The following is a 24,023-nucleotide window of genomic DNA, read 5'->3' as shown; positions in this document are numbered from 1 at the left end:
CGCGCCCGAACTCCACCAGGTCGCCGGCACTGTGGTGTCATGACGACTACCGCGAACACCCGCCACCGCGAACTGTCGGCTTTCCTGGCTTCGTGCGACGACGTCGAGCTGGCCGCGCTCGTGGACGCGGGCCGGGCCAACGACGCGGGTGCGGGCGGCGGGTCGGCGGTCCTGGAGGTCGACGGCGTGCCGGTGTTCGTCAAGCAGATCCCGTTGACCGACCGGGAACTGGCCCACCCGGAGTCCACCGCGAACCTGTTCGACCTGCCCGCGTACTGCCAGTACGGCGTGGTCACGCCGGGGTTCAACGCGTGGCGCGAGCTGGCGGCCAACCGGATCCTCACCGACGCCGTGCTGGCCGGCGAGACCCGCTCGTTCCCGCTGCTGCACCACTGGCGGGTGCTGCCTGGCCGTTCGCCGGTCGCGGCCGAGCACGCCGACACGGACGCGGTCGTCGCCGCGCTCGGCGGGAGCCCGGAGGTGCGCGCCCGGCTCGAAGCGCTCGTCGCCGCGTCGCACAGCCTGGTGCTGTTCTGCGAGTACGTCCCGCGCCCGCTGGAGGACTGGCTGCGCGAGGACCCGGTGGGCAAGGCCGCCGACGTCGAGCGGCAGTTCGCGCACATCGTGACGTTCCTGCGCGAGCGCGGGCTGCTGCACATGGACGGGCACCTCGGCAACATGCGCACCGACGGGGACCGGATCTGTCTCGCCGACTTCGGGCTGGTGACCTCGCCGCACTTCGACCTGTCGGCCGACGAACGCGACTTCGTCGGCCGCCACGCCGGCCACGACGCCGAGTACGCCGCCATGCGCCTGGTCAACTGGCTGGTGACCGACGTCTGCGGCGTGCGGGTGCCCGGGAGCGGCGGCCCGGTCGCCCGCAACGAGTACGTCCGCCGGTGCGCCGCCGGGCACGTCCCGGACGACGTGCCGCCGGTCGTGGCCGGGATCCTGGCCCGCCACGCGCCCGCCGCCGCGAGGATGAACGCGTTCTACTGGAGGTTGTTCGACGGCGAGATCCACGCGGAATACCCCGTCGCGTAAGGCAGTTCGAAACCCCGGTCATCCGCCGTGCGCGGGTGCGGCTCCCCTCGGGTGGTGCCGGCGGAGGTTGGCGGCGGCGGCGAGGTCGAGCGCGCGGTCCGGCAGGACCCGGGCCAGGCGGGTGATCAGGGCGGCGTCCCGGCCGATGGTGTAGCGGGTGCGCGGCTTGCGGGCCGTTACGGCCTTCGCGACGACGCGGGCGGCGGCGTCGGCCGTCACGCCCGACGCGGTGCCCGAGGCCATCAGGGTGTTGGTCGCCCGGACCAGGTCGCCGTAGCGCTCGTCCTGCTCCGGTGTCATCCGGGTCGCGAGGTCTTGCGCCGTCGAGATGCCCCGGGCGGCCATCTCCGTGCGGATGCCGCCGGGCTCGACCACGACGACCTGGACGCCCAGCGGCGCGACCTCCCGGCGCAGCGAGTCGCTGACCGCCTCCAGGGCGAACTTCGCGCCGGCGTACGCGCCGTAGGTGGCCATGGCGACCTTGCCGCCGATCGAGCTGATGTTGATCACGCGCCCCCGGCTGCGCAGCAGGGCGGGCAGGAGTGCCCGGGTGACGGCGACGTGGCCGAACAGGTTGACCTCGAACACCCGCCGCCACTGCGCCATCGGCAGGGCTTCGACCGGCCCGTTCACCTGGATGCCCGCGTTGTTGACCACCGCGCGCAGCGGGCCGGGGCCGTCGGCGACCCGTGCGGCGAGCGCCGCCACGTGCCCGGCGTCGGTGATGTCGAGGATGACCGGCTCGACGCCGGCGGCCCGGACGGCGTCGGCGTCACGTTCGCGTCGCACGCCGGCCAGGACGTGGAAACCCCGGCGGGCGAGTTCGCGGGCGGTGGCCGCGCCCAGGCCGGTGGAGGCCCCGGTCACGACGATCAAGTCCCGATTTTCGGATGACGTTGTCACCTCACTGACGCTACCAGTTCAGATGACATCGTCAACTGTATGCTGGGCGTCATGGTCACCCGTGCGGAGTCCGCCGCCGCCACCCGCCGCGCGCTGCTCGACGCGGCGGCCGAACTGCTCGACCTCGGCGGGCCCGAAGCGGTCACCGTGCGCGAGGTGGGCGCGCGGGCGGGCGTGACGCGGGGAGCGCCGTACCGGCACTTCGCGGACAAGGACAGCCTGCTCACCGCCGTCGCGGCGGAGAGCTGGGAAGGGATCGGCGACCGGGTGCACGCCCTGCGGACCGACCCGGCCCTCTCGCCCGCCGAGAAGCTGCGCGGCGCCCTGCGCGCCCTCATCGGCGTCGGCCAGGACCGGCCGCACCTGTACCAACTGCTGTTCCGGCGGCCCGGACGCGCTCCCGGGGAACGCGGCGACGGGTTCGAGCGCGTCCGGCGTCAGCTGTGCGGGCCGGAGGGCGACCCGGCTGCGGCCGTCCGCGCGGCCGAACGGTTCCAGGACGAGTTCCTGGCCGTCGTCGCGGGCCTGGTGGGGGAGCGGGACGCACGGCACCGCGGTGCCCTGCTGCTGGCCGGTGCCCACGGCATCGCGGGCATGGAACTCAGCGGCCACCTCGCTGCGGACAAGTGGCTCACCACGGCCGACGAACTCGTCGACACCCTCGTCCGCGTGGTCGCGCAGGAGGGTGCGACGAGGTAGCTACCGGGGTGCGGCTCCGAGCGCTTCGGCGATGACGGGCCGCAGGGTGCGGCTGAACTCGCGGTTGAGGTGGTTGCCGTCGTAGTAGACGACCACGCCGCCGACCACGCCGTAGCACTTGCGCTCGTCGCAGAAGTAGTCGGTGGTGTCGACGTAGGTGACCCGGGTGTTCCCGGTCGACCGCGCGGCCTCCGCCAACGGGTCGACGGGCTGGGCGCGGATCCGGTCCACCGCGCACACCGCCGGGTTGCGCGGGTTGAGCCCGATGCAGTCCAGCGCCCGGACCTCGCCGTTGAGCGGCGGGTCGCCCAGCACGACCACCTCGGCACCCTGGTCGGTCCACTGCTTCCAGTACGGGTCGAGGCCGTCGCGGTAGTACTCGGCCTGGGTGCGGCCCGAGTTGTCGCGGGCGAGCTGCTGGCGGGCGTAGAAGGACATGAAGACGGTGTCGGGGGTGGACCGGGTGACCTCCGAGGCCACCTCGGCGACCCAGTCCGTGCAGCGCTTGGCCTCCTCGGGCGAGTCGACGCCCTGGTAGCCGACGAACGGGACCTTCGCGAACGGGCAGCCGCCCAGCAGGCTCATGTTGAGCACCCACTTGCGCTCGCGCGCCAGGTCGAGCAGCGGGGCCTGCCACTGCTCGCCGTGCGAGTCCCCGACCAGCCACACCTCGGCCGGATCGGGGCTGCCACCGCTGAAGTCGCACCGGGAGGTGGTGTTGCGACCGGCCACCACGTGCCGGTCGACGGCCGTGCACGAGCCCGCGCCCGCACCCCAGGGCGCGTTGGCCGGGCCGAGTTCGGTGGTCTTGGCGGGCCCGAACGGGTCCGGGCAGGTCCGCCCGGGGAACAGCGCGGCCGCGCCGTGGCACTCGGTCAGCGCCTGCGCGGCGAGTTCCTCGGCCGCGTGGGCGACGTGCCGGTGGTAGGTCCACAGCAGGCCGCCCGAGACCAGGCCGACGGCGAGGATCCCGGCGACCATCGCGGCGAACGTCCGGCGGGTGCTGTCCGCCAGCGGCGCCCAGGTGATGCCGCGCTGCTCGACCAGCACCTTCGACAGCCAGGCCAGCCCGATCGCGGCCCCCAGGACCCCCAGCCGGTGGGCGAAGGTCAGCCGGCCCTCGTCCAGGGTGCCCGCGAACGCGAACGGCGCGAGGACGATGAGCGGCCAGTGCCACAGGTACAGGGAGTAGCTGATGTCGCCGAGGAACTGCACCGGTGCCGAGGCCGACAGCGGGGTGTGCCACTGGCGCCCGCCCCCGGTGCCCGCGAGGATCACCAGCGCCGTGCCCACGGTCGGCACCAGCGCGAGGAAGCCGGGGAACGCCGTGTGGTGGTCGAACAGCACGGCCGAGCCGACGATCATCACCAGGCCCGCGAACGCGGCGAGCCCGGCGGCGACGCGGGGCAGCGCGAGCCGCGCCCCGCCGAACGCGATCAGCGCCCCGATCGCGAACTCCCACACCCGGGCGGGGGTGACGAAGTACGCCTGGCTCTTGGCGACCTCGGTGAAGTAGACGCAGAAGGCGAGCGAGGCCGCGCCCACCGCGCAGACGCCGATGATCTGGGCCTTGCGCTGCTTGATCTTGAACAACCACACCAGCAACAACGGCCACAGCAGGTAGAACTGCTCCTCCACGGACAGCGACCAGTAGTGCTGGGACAGGCTCGCGACCGCCGTGAACGCGGAGTAGTCGACCGAGTTCACCGCCAGCAGCCAGTTCTCCGCGTACAACGCGCTGGCCAGCGCCTCGTGGACGTTGCTCTCCCAGCGCCCGTACGGCAGCAGGAGGTAGGCCGCGACGAGGCTGACGCCCAGCACCAGGAACGCGGCGGGCAGCAGTCGGCGGATCCGGCGCGCGTAGAACCGGGCCAGGCGGACCCGGCCGGTGCGCACGATCTCCCGGTCGAGGTGGGAGCTGATCAGGAAGCCGGAGATCACGAAGAAGACGTCCACGCCGACGTAACCGCCGGTCAGCCGGGTCGGCCACAGGTGGTTGAGCACGACGGCCAGCACCGCGACGGTGCGCAGCGCCTGGATGTCGCTCCGGAACGCCCTTCTCGGCGCAGGGGAGTTCGTCGCAGGCGCGGCAGCGGTCGCCGCAGCGTGCGTTTCGGCTGTCATCGTGCTCCCCAGATCCTGACCCCGGGGGTCGGTTCGGTCCGGGCGGGCAGTCTACGAGAACGAAAGCGCTGCGGAACCCGGCGAAGGACGGAAATCACGGCCGGAATTCCTGCCACCGCACGCCTTTGCGACCGTGTGCGGCACTGGGCGTGCCGGTATCGGCACGGACGGTCACGGTCGCCCTTGGCGTGGTCAGGTCGCGCCCGGCGTCCGCAGGCGGTGCGTCATGCAGCCGCGCGGGTGGCGAGCCGTTCGCGGGCGGGGTGCTCGGCGAGGGCCGGATTGCTCGCGGCGGCGGTGCTCAGGCTGTACTCGTTTGCCGTCAACAGCTCCGGCACGGCGCGTTCAGCGGCAGGGTCGGGTCGCAGCGCGGGGTGCTCGGCCGGCTCCCACTTCGCCACCCCGGTCTCCGGGATCAACGCGGCGGTTCGACGGTCGCCGCCGGCTCCCGGACGTCGCCCGGCGAGCGCCGCCGCAGCACGCCCATGTGCACACCTATCCGGCGGGTGCGGTCCGGAAATCGTCAGTCGACCTTTTCGAGTTTGAGCGGCGTGATGGTGACGCGGGCCGACGGGCACGCCGGCAGCCACCGGTGCCCGGCGTCTTGACCGTCCGGCAGCTTCATCCGGTAGTCCTGCTTCTCGTACGGGCAGTAGTCGTAGTGGACCGTGAACGCGGCGGCGTCGTCGGTGGTGAGCAGGAGTTCCGGTGTCGGGCCGGGCAGCTGGACCAGCTGCACCCGCGCGTTCTCGAACCGGATGTCGACCCGACCGCCGATGGTGCACGACTCGTTGCGGAGGTTGATCATCCGGATTTCGTACTCCACGACGCCTTGCTCGGCGGGGCGGTCCAGGCTGGCGTCCACCCACCGCTTGTGCCAGCGCGGGTCGCCGTCCTGCGGGCGCAGGTCCTTGAGCAGGCACGGGCCGGGCGGCGGGGTGGTCGTCGTGGTGGTGGGCCTGCGCGCGGCGGAGGTCGTCGCGGACGGTGCCGGCTTGGCGGCGCGCGTGGTCGTCGGTTGCCCGGTCGTCTGCTCCACAGCGGGACCTTCCGGGTCCGCGCGCCAGTCCGGGCGCGGCTGGGCGGTGCAGCCCACCAGCAGGAAGACGGTCGCTGCGGCGACGGCGGTGCGGATCACCGCCCGATCTTCGGTGTCGTGAGCGCACGGCGGGTGACGATGGGGTGAAGGACCGCACTCCGGCGGACCAACTGCACGGCGGCCGGGCGTGCCGCTGCGGGCGGTACGCCACCCGTGGACCGTGGCGCGGAATGCGGCTCTCTGGGAGAGTGTTTCGAATTCGGCTCCTCGAATTCGACCGCATGCGGAATTTCCGGTCTTCGTTCGCCGACCCCGGTGGAGGATGTCGATGACCCAGCGCGAGGTGCCCGCTCCGGCCCAGGCCCTGTCCGGCGAGGCGGTGGAGCTGGCGCGTGCGGTGGTGCGCGAGCACTTCGACTCGGAATCGGAGGCGTTCGAGGACATCCTGGTCGACTACGCGGCCGATCCGGACGGCACGGTGCGCGGGGTGCGGTTGAGGGCCCCGGTCGGGATCGGGATCGAGTTGGCGGCGGTCACCCCCTACGTGCTCACCGCTGCGGGCATGGTCGCCGGCGTGCTGGTCGAGAAGGCCACCGAAGGCGTGGTGGACTCCGTCCGGCAGTGGCTCAAACGGGTCTGGGCACGACGCCGTGACGGCGAAGGTGCCCGGGTGGGCCTCGACGACGTCGAGAGCGGCCAGGTCATCACGACGATCACGGTGAACCTGGTCGTCGTGGGCGCGGACGAGGAGACCGCGCGTTCGGTCGCGCGGCACGTCGTGGCGGAACTCGTCACGGGCAAACCGGCCGAAGACCGGACGGCGCAAGGCCATTCGGCGGACGACCGCCCGGCGGGCGGGCCCTCGACGTGACCGAGCCCGGGTTACCGAGATCGACGGGACCGACCCGCGCGCGTTACGCGCTGCTGATCGGGGTTCCGGTCGTGGCGGCGATCGTCGCCGGAAACCTGCTGTACAACCATTTCTACCGTGGCTGGGTCCCGGTGGTGCAGGCGTGCCTTGCGCAGTCGGCAGGGCGCGATCCGGCGGACAACACCTTCGGGCTGTGCATCGCGGGGGTGGAACGGCTGCGGGTGCTGTGCTCGCTCGGCGGCGGCCTGGGGGCGGTGCTCGTCGGTGTCGGGCTGTTGCGCCTGCTGCCCGCCCGGATGTACCGGCGGCTCGGCCGGGTCCGTCCGGCGGGCGAGCGCTGGCAGCGGGCCGCAGCGGAGGCCGTGCGGTCGATGGGCGGCCGGGAGGTCCCGCTGGTCGAGTTCGCCTCGGCGGCCCGTGAGGCGTTCACCGTGCGGATCCGGCGCAGGGCGCGGATCGTGCTGCCCAACGGGATCATGGCGCTGCCGCCGGAAGAGGCGAACGCCTTGCTGCGCCACGAGTGCGCCCACGTGGTCGCGGGCGACGCCGGCCGGGTCTGGCTGACCCGGGGGGTGTGGTGGGCGACCCCGGTGATCCTGGCCCTCCCGCCCGCGATCAGCCTGGCGGTGGACCTGTTGTCGGGCACCACCCACAACTTCTGGAACGAGTACTACCGGGACTACGCGATCCGGTCCGCGCTGCTGCTGGCGTTGGTGTGGTTCGTGTCCCGCAGCGTGCTGCGTTCGCGCGAGCACGAAGCCGACCTGTTGTCGACGCGCGACGTCGAGCACCGCCTCGCGTTGCTCGCGCTCCTGGGCCGGGGACGCGACGTGGCGGCGTCGAGGGCACGGCGGCTGTCGGCCCTGCACCCGTCGTTCGCCCGACGGCTCGCCGTGGTGCGCGACCCCGGACACCTCGGGCAGGCCCGGGGCGTCGAAGGGCTCGCCTTCGGCGCGTTGGCGGGCAACGTCCTGCTGGTCGGGACGTCCTACCTCACGCCGCTGTTCAGCGGTGTCGAGGACCCGAACCTGTCGATCACGTTGTCCAGCCTCGCGGTCGCGCTGATCCCCGGCGGTCTGCTCGGGTACGCCTGGGGCACCGCCGTCTGGCGGGCGGCGGGCGCGGACGACCGGCGCCCGTGGCGCACCCGCCTGGTGGACGCGCTCGGCCTGCCGGTCGGGGCGCTGGTGGGGCTCGCCCTCGCGCTGACCGAGGACGGCCTGCCGTGGAAGGACGCCACCACCGCCTCGTGGTGGGTCGTCCTCCCGGTCGCATTGGTCGGCACGTCGGCGCTGTGCGCGGGCGTGGCCGCCGTGCGCCGGCGGTACGGCGGCGGGCCGGTGCCGGGATGGGCGGCAACGCTGGTCGCGGTCCTGTTCATCGGGGCGATCACCTCGGTCCAGGCGTCGGCGGTGATGCTCGGCGTCGGCTGGGAAGTGTTCCTGGAACACCTGGTGCTGGTCCCGTCCTGGTGGCTGCTGACAGGTCAGCTCGTCGCCGCCGCCGGGATCTGGTGGTGGAGCAAGGGCATCCGGCTGAGGCTGCTCGCGGTGACGGCCGCGGTCGTGGTCGTGGTGTCGGGAACGCGGTTGTGGCTCGTCGAGCCCGCCACCCTGGACAACGTGGCCGAGCAGCAGCGGACCGACGTGCTGCTGGCCGCCGCGACCGGGCTGGCGGTCGCCGTGGCGCTGGTCCTGGTGCGGCAGCGCGCGGGACTCGGGCTGGGGGTCGCCGCGTCGTGGCTCGCGACCGCGACGATCGCCCTGGTGCTGCCGCTCAGGTTCGCCTACCCGTCGGAGGCCCTGTACTACTACCTCGTGCCGTCGCTGGGCATCCTGGCCGCCGGGCTCTACGTCGTGGCCGCCGCCACGGCCCTGGTGCGCGACCGCGTCCGGGGCGCGGAAGCCGTCGTGCCCGCCGGGAGCCCCGTCCACGCCGATCCGGTGGCCTGAGCCCGAAGCCGCACCTGCCCGGCCGGCCGGGGGATCGGGCGTCACGTTCGGGGTGTCCCGGTGGGGGCCGGTCGCTCGGTCGGGGGTCGGTCCTGGTGACCGGGTGGGGTCGTCGCGGTGCCAACGGCGGACACGCCCGGTTCGGGAGGGTGGATCGGCACGGGTGTCCTGGTGGTGGTGCCGGCGGTGCCCGACGATGGTCCCGGGATCCGTCCGTTGTGGACGGGCTCCGCGACATCGGAGGTTGATTGTGGCTACCACCAAGGATGTGACGCCGACGAAGCCCTTGCGGCCGTACCAGCGTCCGCTGCTCGTCGAGGTCGGGACGTTCGCCAAGGACACCATGGGCCATGGGCCGCACGGCCACGACCGTCGGCGCCGTCGGCACCACTGACACCGGGATGCGTGGTTTCGTCGTCTTGTCCGACGTCCCCGCCGCCGGCCAGGTGGTGGGGACGTCGTCCGGCGGTGTCCCGGTGGCGTGGCACCGCTCCGGCCGCCCGCTGGTGGTGCGGTGGGGAGCGCCCGAGCCGATCGCGTCGGCGGTCGTCGGCGCGGTGCGCCTGGTGGTGGTCGGGTACTGCCCGGTCCACCCGGCGCGGCTGGTCGAACTCGCCGGCCTGGTCCGGTCGATCGGCGACGTCGACCGGGTCGCGCGCGCGTTGCCGGGCAGCGCCCACCTGATCGCCGCGGTCGACGGCCGGGTCCGGGTGCAGGGCACGCTCGCCGGTCTCCGCGTCGTCGTGCACGCCACCGTGCGGGGGGTGCCGATCGCCGCCGACCGCGCCGACCTGCTCGCCTCCCTCACCGGGGCCGGTGTCGACGCCGAGGCGCTGGCGGTCCGGGTGGTCTGCGGCGACAGCGTCCCGGCCCCGCTGGGCGACCGCAGCATGTGGTGCGGCGTGACCGCCGTGCCACCCGGTCACTGCGTGGTGCTCGGTCAGCGCAACGCACGGGTGGAGCGCTGGTGGACCCCGCCCGACCCCGCCGCGCCGCTGGAAGCCGGTGCCGAAGCGGTGCGCGAAGCCCTGGTGCGGGCGATCGCCGTGCGGCCCGACAAGCTCAGCGCGGACCTGTCCGGAGGTCTGGACTCGACCTCGTTGTGCTTCCTCGCCACGCACCACCGCACCCCCGACCTGACGACCGTCCGCGTCGCCGACACCGACCCGCACAACGACGACGCGGTGTTCGCCGGCCACGCCATCGGCGCGCTGCCCGACGCGCGGCACCTCGTGCTCGACCCGGCCGAGCTGCCGGCCCTCTACACCGACCCGGCGCGGGGGATCGACGCCGACCAGCCGACCGCCTGCGCCCGCACCGACGCCCAGGAACGCCACATCGCCCGGGTGCTGGCCGAACGCGGCTCGCGCCACCACATGACCGGCCACGGCGGCGACGAGCTGTTCCTGCCACCGCACGGCTACCTCGCGCGCCTGCTGCGCCGGCAGCCCCTGGGCGCGTTGCGCCGCGTCCGCGCCTACACGTCGCTGGGCCGCTGGGCCCTGCCCGCGACCGTGCGCGGGCTGGCCCGGCCCGGCAGCGTCCGGCAGTGGTGGCGGTCCCAGGCGGAACACCTGACCGGCCCGCCCGTCCCGACGCGGCACCCCGCCCTCGGCTGGGGCCTCGAACCGCTGCGGGCGCACGCCTGTGCCACGCCGGAAGCGGTCACCGCCGTCCGCGCCGCGTTGCGCCGCACCGCCGAACAGGCCGTCCCGCTGGCCGAAGACCAGGGCCAGCACCAGGCGCTGCTCGCGATCCGGTCCACCGCCGCCGGCTACCGGCAGCTGACCGCGCTGCACGCCGAGCAGGGGGTCCACCTCGACCTGCCGTACCTGGACGACGCCGTGGTCTCCGCCGTGCTGTCGGTGCAGGTCCACCAGCGGTCGACGCCGTGGCGCTACAAGCAACTGCTGAGCGAGGCGGTGCGCGGCATCCTGCCCGAGGTGATCCGCAACCGGTCCACCAAAGCCGATTTCGGCCCGGAGGCCGTCAGCGGCCTGCACCGCAACCTGCCCGCGATCCGCGAGCTGTTCGCCCGGTCCGCGCTCGCCGACCACGGCCTGGTCACGCCGGCCGGTCTGCGCAGAGTGCTCGAACTGGCCCCGTTCGTGCCCACGGCGCACCACGCGCTCGAAGACCTCATCGCGTGCGAATCCTGGCTCACCGCCACCACCGCGACGACGTCGTCCTGAACCCGGTTTTCGCGCAGCGCAAGGATCCCCGGTCCGGTCCGGTCGGCGGCTGCGGAGGGCGACTGTCCCGGTGGCGCATCATCGGCCGACCAGTGGCGCGGGGGCCGGTTCCGAGAACGCCCTCGGAACCGGCCCGTCCGCGCGGGGACTACTTGCGGGGCCTCACATAACCGGCGACACCCCTGGTGGACGGGTGCACGTGCTTCCGGTGCACGACCTTGTTGTTCGGGCCTCGGCCGGCGTTGCCTTCGACCGTGTCGATGTCGTTGCGGCCGTGTACCACGGTCCGCTGATGTCGTTGCCGCACGGGGCCGGACGGTGGCCGTACCACCAGTACTTGTTGTCGCACCCGGTGGGTTCGCCGACACCGACCTCGGCCAGCGCGGCCCGCTGGATCCGCTTCTCCAGGTAGGCGGGGTCGCGGTGGGCCGAGTCGTCGCCGGCGGCCTCCTCCGGGCTGTCGGTGAGTTCGCCGGGCGAACCCTCGTCCTCGCCGTTCGCCGGCGGGTCGGCGGGCGTCGAGGCCCCGATGGCGGTCGTGGTGAGGCTCGTCGCCGCTTCGGCCGTCCCGCCGGCCACGGCGAGTGCGAGGAGCAGACCCGCGAACACACCCGCGAGCGCCTTCCTTGTGCTGCTTGGCATTTTCCCTCCTTCTCGACGGCCGCCGGGCGGCGGCCTGGTTTGCGCCGGTACCCGGCGGTGCACCTGGTCGTTGTCAAGACGGACGAGACAGGTCCACGACGTGATGCCTTTTCGCCGGCCATCGGGGCGAGTGCGCGGTTCGCGCATCGATTCCCCGTGGTCGCGGCGTACTCCGCCGGAAGCGCTCACTCAGGCTGTACCCGGTGGTCAGGGTGGTGGAAGGAATGCGCCCGGGCGCGGTGAGAAGCGGGACTTCCCGGCACCTGACCTGCATGAACCCGTCGCGGGACGGCGCATTCGCGGGACGGCGGGACAGGGTGTGGCAACACTCCGCCATTCGGTTGTCAGGACTCCCGCTGCCGAGTGCGGCGGGTGTTGGATGGGTCCGGGGAATTCAGCAGAGGTCAAAGCGCAAAAATGGGGGGAGCCATGGCTCAGTGGCAACCACTGGCAACGGATCTCAGTCCCGCCCGGCGGGAATTGATCGTGCGACTGCGGGAAGTCAAGGACGAACTCGGGATCACCTTGGGGACGCTGGCCCGGAAAACCCCGTACAGCCGCTCGTCGTGGGACCGGTACCTGAACGGGCGCACGCCGGTGCCCCTTGAGGCCGTCGAGGCGTTGGGCGCGCTGGCCGGGGCGGACCGGGCGCGGCTGTCGGCCCTGTGGGAACTGGCGGACCAGGCCCCGGCGGCGAAGCAGCCGGATGCTGCCGAGCCCGCGCCGCAGGGCGGCGGGCGGTGGAGGTCCGTGGCGATCGCCGCGGCGGCCTTCGTGCTCGTGGTCGCGGCCGGCGTGTGGTGGCTGGTGGTGGCGAGCCGATCGGACGACGCGCCGACCTCGACGGGTGCCGTCGCGGAGATGCCGCAGGGACGCGGCTGCGAGTACGCGATGCGTGACGGGCGCTGGTACGCCGGGCACAGCGCCACGTCGGAGCACCTGGTCGTGCTCAACGCGGGCGGTCCGGACGTGGTCGAGGTGCAGTGCCTGCTCAAGCGCCAGGACCTCGACCCGGGACGGATCGACGGGCTGTTCGGTGAGCGCACCGAACAGGCGGTCAAGCGGTTGCAGCAGTCGGCCGGGCTGGTGGTGGACGGCAAGGTGGGACCTCGGACGTGGACCCGGCTGCGCGGGTGACGCGGTCCCGGCGTCCGCTGCCGGACGCCCTCGCGCCCGAGGTCGCCCACCTGGTGCGCCTGCTCAGGGCGCTGAAAGACCGCTCCGGGCTGAGCCTGGCGGCACTCGCGGTCCGGAGCAGGCACAGCAAGTCGTCCTGGGACCGGTACCTCAACGGGGTGGCGCTGCCGCCCCGTGATGCCGCCGTGGCGCTCGCGCGCCTGACCGGGGAACCGGTCGACCGGGTGACGGCGCTGTGGGAACGGGCCGAAGCCGCGTGGAGCGGGCGCGCCGCGTCACCGGGGGGCGATCCGGTGCCCGCACGGCCCCCGGTGCCGCCGCGGAACCAGTGGATCCGCAGGGCGGCGGCGGTCGCAGCGGCGGTCGCCGTGCTGGTGGCCCTCTTCGTGCTGGTGAGGCCGTCGACCGCGCCGACCGCCAGGGAAGCGGGCTACTCGGTCGCCTGCCGCGCCGAGCGGTGCGTCGGAGCGGACCCGCACGCCACCGCGTGCGACGTCGACGCCGCGACCCTCGCCGAGTTGCAGTCCGGGGAGACCATCCTGGAACTGCGCCGCAGCGAGCAGTGCGGCGCGGCGTGGGCGCGGGTGTCCCGGGCGGCGACCGGTGATCAGGTCGAGGTGCTCGACCGCAGCGGTCACCATGAGCGCGCCGTCGTCCCCGACAGCACCACCGCTGCCCTGTACGTGCCCACTCACATGGTCGCTGCGGTCGATCGCACGGCTGTGCAGGCGTGCGTCCTGCGCGGCACCGGGGAACGCCACTGCACACCGCAGGGCGGCGAAACACGCTGAGAGGGCGGGCGGACCGATCGACGGACGAGGATTGTCGGTCCCCCTCGTTACTGTGTGCGCACGAACGGATACGCGTCCGTTCGGTCCAGTCAGTGGAGGGTGGGCGATGTCGGGCTTCTACACCGACCCGCAGGGGCGGGTCAGGCCGATCCGGGGCAAGGGCGGCGCGGGTACCGCAGTGGCGGCGGGTGCGCTTGCGTTAGGCGTGTTCGCCTCGGGCGGGGTGTCGGCAGTGGGCGGTGCGGCCGGGGAGGTGGCCGGGGAGGTGGCGGGAGAGGTCGCCGGTGCCGGGCGTGGTTCCTCGGGTTCGTCGCTGCGGGCGCGGCGGAGCGAGGGGCAGAAGTCCGCGCGCAAGGGGGACGCGGACGGGTCGTGGCGCTCGATGAAGGTGCGTCAGCTGCGGCGGTCGGTGCGGCAGCGGGCGGAGTGCGTGGCGGTGTCGTTCGGCGAGGTGCGGGAGTTCTTCCTGCGCACCCGGTGCACATCGCTGGAACGGGTGGTGTTCGCGCTGGTCGACGACGCCGGGAACACGGCGGTCGTGTCGGTGGTGTGGACGGGGATGGCCGATGCCGGTGCCGCCCGACGCCTGAAGACGGTGATGGACCGGCACGGCAGCGGCGACATCCGCCCGCTCGGGGCGGCGGTGCTGGAACTGGCGGACGTCGAGTTCACCGGCCTGCGCTACGGCAGCGACCGGGACGGTGCCACGGTGACCTTCGCCGAAGCGGAGAACCTCCCGGGCAGCGGGTTCGACCACGACACCCTCGACGCGCTGGCCGAGGTCGCCGCCTGGCTGCCCCGCGTCTGACCGCCGATCGCCGCTTGACCACCGCGCCCGATCACCGCGCCCGATCACCGCGCCCGATCACCGCGCCCGATCACCGGGATCGGGCCAGGGCTCGGGCTCACTCGCCCGGCACGACGATGCCCATCTCGTAGGCCGCCACGACGGCCTGCGCGCGGTCGCGGACGCCGAGCTTCGCGAAGACCCGGCTGACGTGGGTCTTCGCCGTCTGCTCCACGATCACCAGGGCGTCGGCGATCTCGGCGTTGGACAGGCCGCGCGCCACCAGCCGCAGGACCTTGCGCTCCTGCGGGGTGAGGCGGTCGGCGTGCCGGGTGTCGACCGCGCCCGTTCGGCGGCCCGCGAACTCCGCGATCAGCCGCCGGGTCACGGTGGGGGCGAACAGCGAGTTGCCCGCCGCGACCACGCGCACCGCGTTGACGAGGTCGTCGAGCGGCGCGTCCTTGAGCAGGAAGCCGCTCGCGCCCGCCCGCAGCGCGCCGTAGACGTACTCGTCCACGTCGAACGTGGTCAGCATCAGCACCCGCACGGTGCCGGCGTCCGGGTCGTCCAGGATCCGCCGGGTGGCCTCCAGGCCGTCCATCACCGGCATCCGGACGTCCATCAGCACCACGTCGGGCCGGTGCCGCGCGCACGCGCGCACCGCGTCCGCGCCGGTCCCGGCCTCGCCGACCACGGTGATGCCGGGTTGCGCGGTCAGCACCGCGTGGAAGCTCTGCCGCACCATGACCTGGTCGTCGACGATCAGCACGCTGGTGTCCACCGGCTACTCCCCGCCCAGCGGCAGCGTGGCCGCCACGACGAACCCGCCGTGTTCGCCCGGCCCGGCGCGCAGGACCCCGCCCAGCGCGGCGACCCGTTCGCGCATCCCCAGCAGGCCGTGCCGGGCGCGCCCGTCGTCCGCCGCCGGCCGCGCCTGCCCGGGGCCGTTGTCGGCCACCAGCAGCCGCAGGTCGTGCGCGTCGACCTCGACCCGCACGTCCACGGCCGCGCCGGGCGCGTGCCGGACGGCGTTGCTCAGCGCCTCCTGCACGATCCGGTAGGCCGACAGCGCGATCCCGCCCGGCACGGAGTCCAGCTCGCCCCGCACGTCCAACGTCACCGCCACCCCCGCGTCGCGCACCCGGTCCACCAGTTCGGCCACCTGCGCGGACCCGGGCTGCGGCGCGGTCTCCGGCCGGCCGTCGGCACCGCGCAGCACGCCCAGCAGCCGCCGCATCTCGGTCAGGCCCTCGCGCGCGGTGTCCCGGATCGCCCCGAACTCCTCGCGCAGGTCGTCGGGCAGGTCGGCGAACCGGTAGTGCGCGGAGCCCGCTCTCAACACCAGCACGGACATATGATGCGCCACCACGTCGTGCAGTTCACGCGCGATCAGCGCGCGTTCCTCCAGAGTGGCCGCGCGCACCTCCTCCGCCATGCGCAGCCGTTGCTGTTCCCGGCGGCCCTCCTCGGCGATGAGCCGCGACCGCTTCGTGCTGCCGAGCGTCAGCAGCCCCAGCACGACGGCACCGACCAGCACGAGGTGCGCGCCGTCGCGCAGGTGCCACCAGACGACGCCCATGGTGATCGGCAGGACCCACCCGAGCACGGCCTGACCGCTGTTGCACGCCACCACGTACAGGACGGTCGCGGCGGCGAGGAGCAGCCCCGCCGTCCACGGCCAACCCGACGGCCGTGCGTGGTCGCCGGGCACGAAGGGCGTCAGGGCCAGCAGGACGACGACCCACCGCCACGCCCACAGTGGATAGACGATCGAGACGACCACCGGCAGCACCGTCGCGGCCGTGATCAGCAGAGCGGTCAGCCCGAACCACGTGGCGGAGCCGTAGACCGCGATCGGCAGGGCCACGTCCACCAGGACGACGCACACCGCCGACACGAACGCCGGCCAGGTGCGACGCCGGTCGGGCCACTCCGCCCGGCGCGACGACAGGAACACCTCGCCCACCACGGCCGGGAACCTGCGGACGGCGCGTGCGAAAGCGCTGTCCGGCAACGAATCTTCGGGGGTCCGCGACATCTCGGCCTCTCGGAAGGACATGATCAGCTCCGTCCCGACGAACGGACCGGTTCCCCGGGCTCCGCGGTGACCCGTCCACGACGGTACCTCAGCGCCTCGGCGCGGGTGAGCACCAGGGCCGCGACGCCGCCCACCAGCCCGGCCAGCACGTACACGTTGTCCAGGAACGACGAACCGGAGGTCGCCGCGTCGACCGGCACGACCGCGACCCAGCACGTGAAGACCACCCACAGCACGCCCAGCGCCACGCGGTTCCGGCCGATCAGCAGGCCCGCGAGCGGGACGACCCACACCCAGTGGTGCGACCACGAGATCGGGCTGGCCAGCAGCCCGGCGAAGGCGGTGGCGAGCAGGGCGAGCAGGCCCTGGCCCTGCCGGTGGGCGACCCTGGCCAGCGCGATGCCCGCGACCACGCAGCACGCGGCGAGCACGACCGACACCACGGGAGCCCACTGCGCGCCGCCGCTGAGCCGTTGGACCGCGCCGAACACGGACTGGTTGGTGAGCCACCCGTTGCCGGTCGCGTGGTTGCCCTCCACGAGCGCCGATCCCCAGTACCGCAGCGAATCGGCGGGCAGCAGGACCAGGCCCGCCACCTGCAGACCGACGAACGTGACCACGGCCCGCGCCGCGTCCTTGCGGCGTCCGGTGACCAGCAGGTGGACCACGAAGATCAGCGGCGTGAGCTTGATCGCGGCGGCGACGCCCGTCAGGACGCCCGAGGCCCGCGATCCGCGCAGCACCAGCACGTCGACCACGACCGCCGCCATCAGCAGGAGGTTGACCTGGCCGAACCCGATCGTCCGCCACACCGGTTCGAGGCTGAACACCAGCACGAACGGCACCAGCGACGGACCCCAGGTGTGCCGCAGCACCACCCGCAGCGCCGCCGCCGAGGCCGCCGCGATCGCGGCCCACGCCAACTGCGCCGGCAGGATGGTCAGCGGTACGAACGACAACGCCGCGATCGGGGGGTAGGTGAAGGGCAGCGCCGGCGACCACGAAGGAGTCGCGGGCAGCACCCCGTACAGCGGTTCACCGGTGAGCACGGCCACCGCGCCCGACCGGTAGACCGAACTGTCGATGCCGACCGGAACGTCCAGGAACACCGCCGCCACGCCGAAAACCGCGAACAGCGCGACCGGCCACGACGCGGCGGCCACCCTCCGCAAGTCGAACCGGGCGTTCCCCGCACGCACCTGAACCATTCCCCGACTCCAGCCTGATGGTCGTTGCTGTGGCTGGAGATGACGCTAGGTTCGCGCGTGTTCCGAGTCGTCTTACCGGAGAGCCGAATCCACGCACTACCCCGGTAGCACCCACGTGCGCTGTGCTACCGGGGTAGCACAGCACGTAGTCCATAATGGACAAACGGGCTCGGGTGCCGCCCGGAGGACGGTCGGGTACGGTGCGTTCGGTTGATCAGGAGGGGGACGTCGTGGTGGAACGGCTGGTCGCGTCAGGTTCGGTCGAGCTGTGGAGCGAGGTGCTGGGGGAGGCCGGCGGTGTGCCGGTCCTGCTGGTCATGGGGGCCAACGCCCCGGCCCACGGGTGGCCCGACGAGTTCGTGGCGCTGCTGGTGGCCGGCGGGTGCCGGGTCATCCGGTACGACCACCGCGACACCGGCCGCTCGACCAAGGCCGACGCCGGCGACTACGGCATGGGCGACCTCGCGCGCGACGCCGTCGCGGTGCTCGACGGGCACGGCGTCGAGCGGGCGCACGTCGTCGGGATGTCGATGGGCGGGCTCATCGGCCAGTTGCTCGCCGTCGACCACCCCGACCGGCTGCGCTCCCTGACGCTGATGCACACCGGGGCGCTGGACATGGGCACCACGGAGGAAGCGCCGCCGCCGGCGGGCGAACGGCTCGAACGCCTGATCGCGCTCGCCGTGCCGGGCGCGGACGAGGAGTCCGAACTGGCGCGGCGGGTCGCGTTGTGGCGCGAGCTGCACGGCGGCGGGCTGCCCTTCGACGAGGCGGAGTACCGGCGGCTGGAGGCACGCGCCATCGCGCACGCCGGGACGTTCGCGCCGAGCACCGCGCACGTCCGGCTGGGCGCTGAGCCACTGCCGCGCGGTGCCGACGACCTGCGCCGGGTGACCACGCCGGTGCTGGTGGTGCAGGGCGGGCTGGACCCGTTCTACCCGCCCGGTTTCGGCCGCCACCTCACCGCGCTGCTCCCGGACGCGACGCTGCTGGAGATCCCGGGGATGGGCCACTCCCTGCCTGCCGCCGTGCACCACACCATCGCCGACGCGATCCTGGACCACATCCGCCGACACCCCTGACCACCCGTCCGAGACCTCCTGACATCCACTGTGGACAGAGGGGTCAATGTGCTGCGGCGCGATCCCGGTTGCCGACCTCGGTGGCGTGCACGAACCGGTCCGGGCGCAGCACCACGACGTCCGTGCCGTGCTCGGCGAACCACGCGGCGAGCGTGCCGTCCACGTCCTCCACGGTGGTGATGTCGGCGACGGCCGCGCCCGGCGGCACGACCCGCACGAAGCGGGCGACCGGGCCGCGCCAGCCGATCGCGGTGGCCGCGTCCACACCGGGGCCGACCACCGCGAACTCCGCGCCCAGCACGTCGTCCAGCGGCACCCGCGTGCCGCCGACGGCCACGTCGGGCTGGGGGAACATCGTGCCGACCGCGCCCCGCCGGTCCGGCAGCGCGGGACGGGGCTTGAACTCGAAGTGCCGGATCGCGCGGCGGACCCGGGGCACGGTCTGCACCGCGCGCAGCACGGCGTCCCGGACGGCCGCCCCGAACCGGTTGCGGACCAGGAACACCCGGCCCAGCCGCACGCTGGTCAGCGCCATCGCCTCGGTGTGCGGGCGGCGCTCGGCCTGGTAGCCGTCCAGCAGCGCGTCATCGGCGTGGCCGCGCAGCACCTGCGCGATCCGCCACGTCAGGTTCGCCGCGTCGCGCAGCCCGCTGCACAGGCCCTGGCCCAGGAACGGCGGCATCTGGTGCGCCGCGTCGCCGAGCAGGAACACCCGGCCGTCGCGCCAGCGCTCCGCGACCAGGTGGTGGAAGGTGTAGACGACGGCGCGGGTGACCCGGAACCGGTCCGGGTCCACGTACGGCGCGATCAGCCGGCGGATGGTGGCCGGGTCCGTCATGGCCGCCGGGTCCTCGCCGTCGAGGAGCATGAACTCCATCCGGTGCGTGTCGAACGCCCCGGGCGACACGAACGCGGGCCGTCGCCAGTCGCACACGAACCGGGTGGCGTCGACGCGGGTCGCGCCCGGTTCCACGACGCCGGAGACGGCCAGCCACAGTTCGGTGTCCGAGGTCCCGGCGAGCGGGATCCCGGCGGCGGCGCGGGTGGTGCTGCGCGCCCCGTCCGCGCCAAGCACGTACCGGGCGTCGACCCGCTCGCCGCCGTCGAGGGTGACGGTCACGTGGTCGTCGTGCCGGGTCAGGCCGGTCGACTCGGTGCCGGTGCGCAGCGTGACGTGCGGGAACCGGTCCAGCCCCCGGCGCAGCACCGCTTCGAGCCTCGGCTGGTCGAAGAAGTGCAGCGGACGCGCGCCGAGCCCGAAATCGATCTCGTCCAGGGCGATCTCGGCGAACACCCGGCCCCTGGCGTTGACGTACTCGGCCCGGCCGGGCGGGTACGTGTCGCGCTCGACCTCCCGGCGCAGGCCGGCCTGCTGGTAGATGCGCAGGGCCTCGTCGTCGCACGAGAACGCGCGCGGCTGCCCGTGCGGCTCGGTGCTCCGCTCGACGACCAGGGTGCGCACGCCCCGTGCGCCCAGCAGGTTGGCGGTGAGCGCGCCGACCGGCCCGCACCCGATGACCACGACGTCGTACATGGGTTCCCCTCCGTTGTGCTGTCCGCGACCCATCGCAGCGCAGGGCTGTGGAAATCGTGTGGAGGTTCCGGTGGAGGCGCTGGTCGCACGTGGTCCGGTTCGATCTCACGTGGAGGACTGCCCGCGGTTGCGGCGGTGGCAGAGGACTGATCGACCCAGGGCCTCACCCCTGATCGACCGGGGTGCGGACCGACCTCCCGGAGGGGGGAACCCGAGCTAGGGGAAGCGGGCCAGCAGCAGGTGCGCGCCCTGCGCCCGGGCGATCCGGCGGCCGGCGGCGAGGTCGTCCGCGTCGCCCGAGGCCAGCCCGCGCACGCGGTGCAACTCGGCGCTCAGGACGTGCTCGCCCACGGCCCGGGCGGTGTCCAGGCCCTCGTCGGCGAGCGCTGCGGCCCGCTCGTGCAGGCCGGCGACCAGGTGGGCGTCGGCGACGGCCGCGATCGTGATCGTCCGGGTCGAGCGCAGGCCCAGCCGGTAGATGCCGTCGGCGGCGGCGCGCACGGCCGCCGACCGGGCCGCGTCGCCCCGGCGCAGCGCCACCCACTCGGCGAAGAAGTCGCCGGTGGTGACGAAGTGCGCCATGTGCCCCCGGACGCCGATCCGGCGGCACTCGGCGGCGGCCCGCTCGACGGTGGGCACGTCGTGCTCCTGGAGCGCCGCCCACCCGGTGAACAGCTCCGCGTTGGCCCGGCCGTACGGGTCGCCGGTCCGCTCGGCCAGGGCACGTGCGGCGGCCAGGTCCCCTCGCGCGTCCACACCGCGCAGCGACCGCACGAGCGCGCGGAACTCGTGGACGGCCAGCGTCGGCGTGCGGCCGGTCTGGCCGCGCAGCAGGCGTTCGTCGAGGTGGTCGACGGCGGTGGTGAGGTGGGTTTCGGCGTCCGCGAGCCGGCCCGCGAAGTAGGCGGTGACGCCGAGCAGGTAGTGGGCGGCGGTCCTGGTGAGCGGGCCGCCGTCCAGGGCGAGCAGCCGGGTGGCGAGGTCGGTGGCCAGCGGGAACTCGGCGCGGTTGCAGGCCAGCTCGCCGAGCGTCCACAGGGTGGTGGCCAGGTCGGCGGGGTCCCGGCTCAGCCTGGTCAGCAGGTGGTGGGCGCGCGCCGCGGCCACGGCCACGGCGTCGCTGCCGACGCCGACGGTGATCTGCAGCAGGGCCATCCGGCGCAGCTGCGCGGCCAGCTCCCCGGCCGGGTCGGTGAGCAGCAGCGCCGCCGCCCGGTCCAGGTGGGCCAGCGCGTCCTCGAAGGCGAGCCGGCCGGTGGCGTCCTCGGCGGCTTCCCACGTCCAGTGCAGGTGGTCGGCCCGGCGGTCCCGCGCCCGGCCGTAGTGGTGGGCCAGTTCCGCCGGGGTGAGCAGGTCGCGGGCGGTGTCGGCCAGCCGGGCGTGCAGCGCGGCGCGCCGGGTCGGCGAGAGGTCCGCGTACGCGGCCTCGGCGAACAGCGGGTGCCGGAAGCCGACGACGCCCGGCGCGGTCTCGGTGACCAGGTGGTCGGCGGCGGGGGAGGGCGTGCCCACGGCGGCCACGTCCAGGTCCCGGCCCGCGACGCTGAGCAGGTCCAGGCAGTCCCGGGTGGCCTCGTCCAGGGCGTGCAGGCGGCGGCGGACGGTGTCCCGGATGCTCGGCGGCGGGTCCTCCGGCGAGGTCAGCAGCTCGGTGAGGAAGAACGGGTTGCCGCCGGTCCGGGTGACCAGCCGGGCCACGGCGGCGGCCGTCGGGGTGGTGCCGGTGTGCTCGCGCACCAGGTCGGCGACGGCGTCGGCGTCGAGCCCGGCGGGGTGCACGCGGCGGTGGCCGGGGGAGCGCGCCACGTCGGCCAGCGCGGCGACCAGGTCCGGATCGTGCTCGTACGGGCGCAGGGTCGCGACCACCAGCGTCCGCGACGTGTGCAGGACGGGCGCCAGGTAGCGCAGGAGCAGCAGCGAATCGGGGTCGGCGGCGTGCAGGTCGTCCAGGACCAGCACCAAGCCGTTGTCCGAAGCCGCCGTGTGGACGAGCGCGGCCACGGCGTCGTAGGCGCGGAAGCGGGCGGCCGGATCGACGCGGTCGGTGCGGTCCGGGGCGAACGGACCGGTGAACCCGGCCAGCGCGGGCACCACACCGTCCGGCGACAGCGCGCGGACCACCTGCGTCCACAGCCAGAACGGCGGCGTCTGCCCGATGTCCGGGCACCGCGCCCACACGACCGGTGTGCCGGCCGCCGCGGCGCGCGCCCCGACGACCCGGGCCAGGCTCGTCTTCCCGATGCCCGGCTCGCCGACCACCGCCACGAACCGCCCGCCCGCGTGCCGGGCCGCGACCAGCACCCCGTCCAGCAGCGCGAGTTCCCGCTCACGGCCCACGATCCGCGTCCCGTCGACCCCGGCGGCGGCGCGCGGGACCGGCGGCCCGACGGCCCGGGGCGCGGCGGCGACCTCCGGCACGTCCTGGGCCAGGATGCGCCGGTGCAGGGCGCGCAACGGCTCGGCGGGCGTCACGCCGTGCTCGTCGAGCAGCACCCGGCGGCCCTCGTCGTAGACCGCCAGCGCCTCGGTCTGCCGGCCGGCGCGGTAGAGGGCGAGCATCAACTGGCCGCGCGCGTGCTCCCGCTCGGGGTGCTCGGTCACCAAGCGCCGCAGGTCGGCGAGGACTTCGTGGTGCCTGCCCAGGGCCACGGACGCGGTGGCGAGCCCTTCCTCGGCGACCAGGCGCGCCTCGACCAGCGCGGTGAGGTCGGCGCGCACGGCGGCGAGGTCGACCGCCACGTCGCCCCGCCACAGGGCCAGGGCCTCGCGGTAGCGGTGTTCGGCGAGCGGGGCGTCACCGGCCGCCAGGGCCGTCGCCGCGTCGTCGGCGAGGGCGGTGAAGCGGGCGGCGTCCACGGAGTCGGGCGGCACGGCCAGTTCGTAGCCGCCGGTGTGGCCGCGCAGCAGGTCGGCCGGCGCGCGGTGGCCGCGACCCGGTTCGAGGGCGCGCCGCAGTCCCGCCACGTAGGTCCGCAGGGTCACCGCGGCGCTGGCGGGCGGCCGGCCGTCCCACAGGGCGTCGGTCAGCCAGTCGGCGGTGTGCACCTCGTTCGGGCGCAACAGCAACAGCGTCAGCAGGTCGCGTCGACGCGGCCCGCCGACCGGGACCTCGACGCCGTCGCGGTCGACCCGCAACGGCCCCAGGATCGCGAACCGCACGACATGACCCCCTGGTGGCAGCGCGGAGGAGCGTACCCTCCGGCCGCCGTGGTGTGTCGTGCGCTCGGCGCGGCCCCCATCCACAAAGGCCGGTCGCCACGGGCGGTGGCCACCGGGCCGGGTCGACCGAGGACTGGCGGGGTCCTTTCCCGACAGGTCCGGCCGATGATTCCGCGCGCGGCGCTTGTCGTTGTGCGCCAAGGCGAACAGTGGTGCCGAACGCGGCCGGGCGTGCGGCGGCTCGATGGTTGTCCGGTCCGTCGAGACCGCCGCACGCCCGGCTGCTACCGGACAATCGGTTCGGTCACGCCCGTGCGGGCGTCGCGGGTCACCACCAGACGGTGGAGTTGTCCGCGGTGCAGGTCCCGTTCGGGTCGGCCACGTAGCACGCCCGGAAGGCGCGGTCCGGGCTCGTGCTGGTCGGGTACGCCTGCGTGTAGTTGCGCTGGCTCGCGGTGTAGGTGGAGAAGTCGTCCGCGACCCGGTCGCCGTTCAGGTCGACCTCGAAGCGGATGAACTCCGGACCGTTGTAGTTGAGGATCCGGCCCCAGCCGTACTGCTGGCCGCCGCAGTTGCCCGTGCGGACCTGCACGATCCGGCCGTCCACCGTCCGCTGCACCGCCGTGGTCGGGTTGCTGCAGCTCGCCGGGTCTCCCCACCACGGCGCAGCGGCTGCGGCCTCGGCCGAAGCGGTCCCGGCGACCAGCACCCCGGTCGCGGCCACCGTCGTCAGCACAGCCGCGATTCTCGTTGTCGTCCTCATGTTTCCCCCTTGTTGCCGATTCAGCGGACGGCGCCGCCCGCACGGCCCTGCCGGCTCC

The 24,023-nt window shown here is 74.0% G+C and carries 21 protein-coding genes; 10 read left to right on the top strand and 11 right to left on the bottom strand.

Features of this window, described 5'->3' with window-relative positions:
* Nucleotides 1-39 precede the first annotated feature (39 nt).
* Entirely contained in the window at nucleotides 40-1,044 is a 1,005-nt protein-coding gene (locus AC0HI0_RS14555; RefSeq protein ID WP_480932882.1) for a BUD32 family EKC/KEOPS complex subunit, read from the top strand.
* 18 nt (nucleotides 1,045-1,062) lie between these two features.
* Here AC0HI0_RS14555 and AC0HI0_RS14550 read toward each other — a convergent pair whose 3' ends face one another.
* Entirely contained in the window at nucleotides 1,063-1,911 is an 849-nt protein-coding gene (locus AC0HI0_RS14550; RefSeq protein ID WP_480934301.1) for an SDR family NAD(P)-dependent oxidoreductase, read from the bottom strand.
* Between the two features lie 87 nt (nucleotides 1,912-1,998).
* Here AC0HI0_RS14550 and AC0HI0_RS14545 point away from each other — a divergent pair, with 87 nt between their 5' ends.
* Nucleotides 1,999-2,646 carry a TetR/AcrR family transcriptional regulator gene (locus tag AC0HI0_RS14545; protein WP_480932881.1) on the top strand — a complete coding sequence of 216 codons (648 nt, stop codon included), beginning with the start codon at nucleotides 1,999-2,001 and terminating at the stop codon, nucleotides 2,644-2,646.
* Here AC0HI0_RS14545 and AC0HI0_RS14540 read toward each other — a convergent pair whose 3' ends face one another.
* From AC0HI0_RS14540 to AC0HI0_RS14530, 3 genes are all read right to left on the bottom strand, one after another.
* Nucleotides 2,647-4,770, bottom strand: coding sequence for an acyltransferase family protein (locus AC0HI0_RS14540; protein WP_480932880.1), 2,124 nt, complete (start codon nucleotides 4,768-4,770; stop codon nucleotides 2,647-2,649).
* Nucleotides 4,771-4,994: 224 nt separating this feature from the next.
* Nucleotides 4,995-5,171, bottom strand: a complete 177-nt coding sequence (locus tag AC0HI0_RS14535) for a hypothetical protein (RefSeq protein WP_480932879.1) — start codon at nucleotides 5,169-5,171, stop codon at nucleotides 4,995-4,997.
* A gap of 122 nt (nucleotides 5,172-5,293) precedes the next feature.
* Nucleotides 5,294-5,908 carry a hypothetical protein gene (locus AC0HI0_RS14530; protein ID WP_480932878.1) on the bottom strand — a complete coding sequence of 205 codons (615 nt, stop codon included), beginning with the start codon at nucleotides 5,906-5,908 and terminating at the stop codon, nucleotides 5,294-5,296.
* 229 nt (nucleotides 5,909-6,137) lie between these two features.
* On the opposite strand from AC0HI0_RS14530, the gene AC0HI0_RS14525 reads away from it, so the two are divergent.
* From AC0HI0_RS14525 to AC0HI0_RS14510, 4 genes are all read left to right on the top strand, one after another.
* On the top strand, nucleotides 6,138-6,680 hold the full coding sequence (locus AC0HI0_RS14525; protein WP_480932877.1) for a hypothetical protein: 543 nt from the start codon (nucleotides 6,138-6,140) through the stop codon (nucleotides 6,678-6,680).
* 71 nt (nucleotides 6,681-6,751) lie between these two features.
* Nucleotides 6,752-8,632 carry a M48 family metalloprotease gene (locus tag AC0HI0_RS14520; RefSeq protein ID WP_480932876.1) on the top strand — a complete coding sequence of 627 codons (1,881 nt, stop codon included), beginning with the start codon at nucleotides 6,752-6,754 and terminating at the stop codon, nucleotides 8,630-8,632.
* Nucleotides 8,633-8,828: 196 nt separating this feature from the next.
* Entirely contained in the window at nucleotides 8,829-9,026 is a 198-nt protein-coding gene (locus AC0HI0_RS14515; RefSeq protein WP_480932875.1) for a lasso RiPP family leader peptide-containing protein, read from the top strand.
* Complete coding sequence (locus tag AC0HI0_RS14510) at nucleotides 8,983-10,824, top strand: asparagine synthase-related protein (protein ID WP_480932874.1); 1,842 nt, start codon at nucleotides 8,983-8,985, stop codon at nucleotides 10,822-10,824. Before AC0HI0_RS14515 ends, AC0HI0_RS14510 begins: the two co-directional genes overlap by 44 nt.
* 162 nt (nucleotides 10,825-10,986) lie before the next feature.
* Here AC0HI0_RS14510 and AC0HI0_RS14505 read toward each other — a convergent pair whose 3' ends face one another.
* Entirely contained in the window at nucleotides 10,987-11,466 is a 480-nt protein-coding gene (locus AC0HI0_RS14505; protein WP_480932873.1) for a hypothetical protein, read from the bottom strand.
* A 486-nt stretch (nucleotides 11,467-11,952) separates the two neighbouring features.
* Between AC0HI0_RS14505 and AC0HI0_RS14500 the strand changes: the two genes are divergently transcribed.
* From AC0HI0_RS14500 to AC0HI0_RS14490, 3 genes are all read left to right on the top strand, one after another.
* Nucleotides 11,953-12,603, top strand: a complete 651-nt coding sequence (locus AC0HI0_RS14500; protein WP_480932872.1) for a peptidoglycan-binding protein — start codon at nucleotides 11,953-11,955, stop codon at nucleotides 12,601-12,603.
* Nucleotides 12,582-13,394: a helix-turn-helix domain-containing protein gene (locus AC0HI0_RS14495; protein WP_480932871.1), complete on the top strand. Its 813-nt coding sequence runs from the start codon at nucleotides 12,582-12,584 to the stop codon at nucleotides 13,392-13,394. Before AC0HI0_RS14500 ends, AC0HI0_RS14495 begins: the two co-directional genes overlap by 22 nt.
* A 106-nt stretch (nucleotides 13,395-13,500) precedes the next feature.
* Nucleotides 13,501-14,202, top strand: coding sequence for a hypothetical protein (locus tag AC0HI0_RS14490; RefSeq protein WP_480932870.1), 702 nt, complete (start codon nucleotides 13,501-13,503; stop codon nucleotides 14,200-14,202).
* Between the two features lie 97 nt (nucleotides 14,203-14,299).
* Here AC0HI0_RS14490 and AC0HI0_RS14485 read toward each other — a convergent pair whose 3' ends face one another.
* Genes AC0HI0_RS14485 through AC0HI0_RS14475 form a run of 3 tightly spaced genes read right to left on the bottom strand, consistent with a single transcriptional unit; the run spans nucleotide 14,300 to nucleotide 17,427 of the window.
* On the bottom strand, nucleotides 14,300-14,962 hold the full coding sequence (locus tag AC0HI0_RS14485; protein ID WP_480932869.1) for a response regulator: 663 nt from the start codon (nucleotides 14,960-14,962) through the stop codon (nucleotides 14,300-14,302).
* A 3-nt stretch (nucleotides 14,963-14,965) separates the two neighbouring features.
* Nucleotides 14,966-16,240, bottom strand: coding sequence for a sensor histidine kinase (locus AC0HI0_RS14480; RefSeq protein WP_480932868.1), 1,275 nt, complete (start codon nucleotides 16,238-16,240; stop codon nucleotides 14,966-14,968).
* Nucleotides 16,241-16,242: 2 nt separating this feature from the next.
* The gene (locus tag AC0HI0_RS14475) at nucleotides 16,243-17,427 is read right to left on the bottom strand and encodes a glycosyltransferase 87 family protein (RefSeq protein WP_480932867.1); all 1,185 of its coding nucleotides are present in this window, start codon (nucleotides 17,425-17,427) and stop codon (nucleotides 16,243-16,245) included.
* 200 nt (nucleotides 17,428-17,627) lie between these two features.
* On the opposite strand from AC0HI0_RS14475, the gene AC0HI0_RS14470 reads away from it, so the two are divergent.
* Nucleotides 17,628-18,509, top strand: coding sequence for an alpha/beta fold hydrolase (locus AC0HI0_RS14470; protein WP_480932866.1), 882 nt, complete (start codon nucleotides 17,628-17,630; stop codon nucleotides 18,507-18,509).
* Nucleotides 18,510-18,552: 43 nt separating this feature from the next.
* On the opposite strand, the gene AC0HI0_RS14465 is transcribed toward AC0HI0_RS14470, so the two are convergent.
* The 3 genes from AC0HI0_RS14465 to AC0HI0_RS14455 form a co-directional block, all read right to left on the bottom strand.
* Nucleotides 18,553-20,043 (bottom strand): bifunctional 3-(3-hydroxy-phenyl)propionate/3-hydroxycinnamic acid hydroxylase, encoded by a 1,491-nt coding sequence (locus tag AC0HI0_RS14465; RefSeq protein WP_480932865.1) that lies wholly within the window; start codon nucleotides 20,041-20,043, stop codon nucleotides 18,553-18,555.
* Nucleotides 20,044-20,259: 216 nt separating this feature from the next.
* Nucleotides 20,260-23,202: an ATP-binding protein gene (locus AC0HI0_RS14460; RefSeq protein ID WP_480932864.1), complete on the bottom strand. Its 2,943-nt coding sequence runs from the start codon at nucleotides 23,200-23,202 to the stop codon at nucleotides 20,260-20,262.
* 328 nt (nucleotides 23,203-23,530) lie between these two features.
* Nucleotides 23,531-23,938 (bottom strand): hypothetical protein, encoded by a 408-nt coding sequence (locus tag AC0HI0_RS14455; protein ID WP_480932863.1) that lies wholly within the window; start codon nucleotides 23,936-23,938, stop codon nucleotides 23,531-23,533.
* Nucleotides 23,939-24,023 lie beyond the last annotated feature (85 nt).

Source organism: Saccharothrix sp. NBAS 001 (genome assembly GCF_056640475.1).
The sequence above is the reverse complement of the archived record's forward strand: the minus strand, read 5'-3'. Positions and strand labels throughout refer to the sequence as shown.

Bases quoted from the DNA above. Each gene is read 5' to 3' on its own strand.
- AC0HI0_RS14555 (WP_480932882.1), top strand. From the start codon at position 40: ATGACGACTACCGCGAACACCCGCCACCGCGAACTGTCGGCTTTCCTG.
- AC0HI0_RS14545 (WP_480932881.1), top strand. From the start codon at position 1,999: ATGGTCACCCGTGCGGAGTCCGCCGCCGCCACCCGCCGCGCGCTGCTC.
- AC0HI0_RS14540 (WP_480932880.1), bottom strand. From the start codon at position 4,770: ATGACAGCCGAAACGCACGCTGCGGCGACCGCTGCCGCGCCTGCGACG.
- AC0HI0_RS14525 (WP_480932877.1), top strand. From the start codon at position 6,138: ATGACCCAGCGCGAGGTGCCCGCTCCGGCCCAGGCCCTGTCCGGCGAG.
- AC0HI0_RS14515 (WP_480932875.1), top strand. From the start codon at position 8,829: ATGGTCCCGGGATCCGTCCGTTGTGGACGGGCTCCGCGACATCGGAGG.
- AC0HI0_RS14510 (WP_480932874.1), top strand. From the start codon at position 8,983: ATGGGCCGCACGGCCACGACCGTCGGCGCCGTCGGCACCACTGACACC.
- AC0HI0_RS14505 (WP_480932873.1), bottom strand. From the start codon at position 11,466: ATGCCAAGCAGCACAAGGAAGGCGCTCGCGGGTGTGTTCGCGGGTCTG.
- AC0HI0_RS14490 (WP_480932870.1), top strand. From the start codon at position 13,501: ATGTCGGGCTTCTACACCGACCCGCAGGGGCGGGTCAGGCCGATCCGG.
- AC0HI0_RS14480 (WP_480932868.1), bottom strand. From the start codon at position 16,240: ATGTCCTTCCGAGAGGCCGAGATGTCGCGGACCCCCGAAGATTCGTTG.
- AC0HI0_RS14475 (WP_480932867.1), bottom strand. From the start codon at position 17,427: ATGGTTCAGGTGCGTGCGGGGAACGCCCGGTTCGACTTGCGGAGGGTG.
- AC0HI0_RS14465 (WP_480932865.1), bottom strand. From the start codon at position 20,043: ATGTACGACGTCGTGGTCATCGGGTGCGGGCCGGTCGGCGCGCTCACC.